Annotated in this window: 3 protein-coding genes; 2 read left to right on the plus strand and 1 reads right to left on the minus strand. The window is 65.2% G+C overall.

Features of this window, described 5'->3' with window-relative positions:
- Positions 1-193 precede the first annotated feature (193 nt).
- Both ACWD3C_RS48380 and ACWD3C_RS48385 read left to right on the plus strand, forming a co-directional pair.
- Positions 194-553 carry a hypothetical protein gene (locus ACWD3C_RS48380; RefSeq protein ID WP_451155181.1) on the plus strand — a complete coding sequence of 120 codons (360 nt, stop codon included), beginning with the start codon at positions 194-196 and terminating at the stop codon, positions 551-553.
- A 583-nt stretch (positions 554-1,136) separates the two neighbouring features.
- Positions 1,137-1,676, plus strand: coding sequence for a hypothetical protein (locus tag ACWD3C_RS48385; RefSeq protein WP_451155183.1), 540 nt, complete (start codon positions 1,137-1,139; stop codon positions 1,674-1,676).
- A gap of 125 nt (positions 1,677-1,801) precedes the next feature.
- On the opposite strand, the gene ACWD3C_RS48390 is transcribed toward ACWD3C_RS48385, so the two are convergent.
- A partial coding sequence (locus ACWD3C_RS48390) for a pentapeptide repeat-containing protein (RefSeq protein ID WP_451155185.1) occupies positions 1,802-2,227 on the minus strand: 426 nt, incomplete at its 5' end.

Raw genomic sequence — 2,227 nt, forward strand, 5'->3', positions numbered from 1 at the left:
GCTGCTGCTCGGAGGTCACAAGATCAATCTACTCGATCATCGCGACTGCCCCGCACCACGTCACCGCAGGTCACCGGCGGCCGTAAACAGTCACGCCTGAACCGGCCCCGAAAGACCGCTGACCACCTCCGCCAGGCGGAACTTCCCCCATCCACCTGAACCGACCGACCACACACCCGTACGCTCCAGAGCCATGACCACGACCGTCACCACGCTGCCCACTGCCGAGCAGGTCAGCGCCCTTGCCGCGTTCGCCACCGACCAGGTGCGGCAGACCACCATCAAGCTCAAGCAGCGCATGCCCGAACTGGCCGATGAGCCTCGCTCCGCCGAGGCGGAGCTGATCCTGAGCGTGGCGGAGACCCTGCGTAAGGTCATCAACCACTACGCCCGCTTGCTCCTGGACGCGCTCGACGGCCCGTTCGCCGACTCCGAGGCTGCCCGCTCGATCTGGCGGAGCATGCTGAACACCTGCGTTCTCTGGCGCGACCACCCCGAGCTGCCCGCCGATCTCCGCGACGCCCTCGCCACCGCCGAGCCGCTGTCCTCCTGACCGACGTCGGTTGCGCCATCGGATCGCGTAGCCGTCACACGGTGAGCCCCGCCGAACCGTGCAGCGCCCGGTCACGCCACGCCGCCGTGCGACACCGCCCGGAACAGAACACCTGGTCGGAGCGGGTGAAGTAGCCGGGAGCCAGCCGTCGGCCGCACGTCGGACACGTCGGCCCCCTGCCGATCGTGTGGGCGGCCATTGGGTCAAGGCCACGGCCATTACGGCGGTACTGCCGGAACCACGCCGACTTGCACGCGGCCGAGCAGTACCGGCGCCGCGGTGCTGAACCCGAAGGCAGCGGCTCGTGGCACATCACGCAGGTCCGCTGCGAGCCAGCCATACCTCCGGTCTACGCCCATCCGCGCCCGCCTGCCACTGACACTCTTCGCGGCAGAACCGCTGACGTTCTCGTGGCAGACGACAGCTCCGATCTCACCGAAGCTGACACAGTCCGCGCACCACAGAGCGTGTTCGCTGACACCGGCCACAGCCTTCTTGCGGTCCGCAACACCAGAGGCGGGGTGCGCGGCAGCGGCACAGACTGAATGGGTCCGTTCTAGCCGCCGCACCAGGAAGAGGACCCATGGATGAAGGGATCGCGGCCTTGCTCGCCGGCATGGCAGCGCTGCTTGGTGCCCTCATTGGTGGCGGTTTCACGGCGCGGGCGGCACGTATCGGTGGCGAGAAAACTGTGGAGGCTGCGCGCCAGCAGGTGAAGGATCAGGCTCACGTGGAGTCGAAGCGATGGCTCCTACAGGCGCGGTATGACACCTATCAGGTGATTTTGGGGGCCATCGAGTCGTATATGAACGCCCTCATCCTGCCTACCTCGGAAGAAGAGGCCGAGGCAGCGAAGCAACGGTTCCACTCGGCTAAGTTGCGGGTCGATTTGGTGGGCCCCGATACGGTCCGAAGTGCAGTCGGCGAGTTGTCGTTTTCCTTTGTTGTCGTGCAGCGTCTCGTCTACGAGGGGCGGGCGATCGAGTCCTGGATGGTGGAGAGGCTCGGTGAGCGCCACGCAGCCTTCCTAGAGGCCGCGACCACCGTGTACGACCTGTACGCCACGGAGCCTGATGTGGTGGAACGGAACGCGAGAGCGCTCGGGACCGAGCAGATTCAATGAGATCGCACGCAACCGGACCGTCCCATTCAAACGGCTTTGCCGAGGTCACCGAGTCGGAACCGGCGATCACCAGCCGCAGACGGCGGCGATCTTGCGAATGCATGCATGATTCACAATGCAAGCCCCTACTGGTCGTTTCGATCCTCGTCACGGCCTGGCTCTGGGTTGCCAACCTCACCGTTGCCAGGGTTCTGCGACATCTCCAGATCGACGATTCGCTCCTGGACTTCCTGGATGTCCGCCAGGGCCTCCGGCAGCCGCGTCGTACTGGACGGGTAGGCAGCCACGACCTGCTCCGGCGTCAATCCAACGGCCTCTTCAAGGAAGGTGCCCCGCAAGAACGCCTGTTCCATGATCGCCTCAGTGATGAGCACCTCCCGCAGGACGGCTTCCCTCAGGTCCGTCCGGAAGAGGTTCGCTCGGTAGAGGTTGGCACCGCGCAAGTTGGCGCCTCTAAGCTTGATGTTTAACCATGCTGCCGTTTCAAGCGGACGTGTTCGGTGAGGGTTTCGGCTCGTTTCACGGTCTTCCCGGGTTCGTAGCGTGGGGCT

The organism is Streptomyces sp. NPDC002845 (assembly GCF_053591955.1).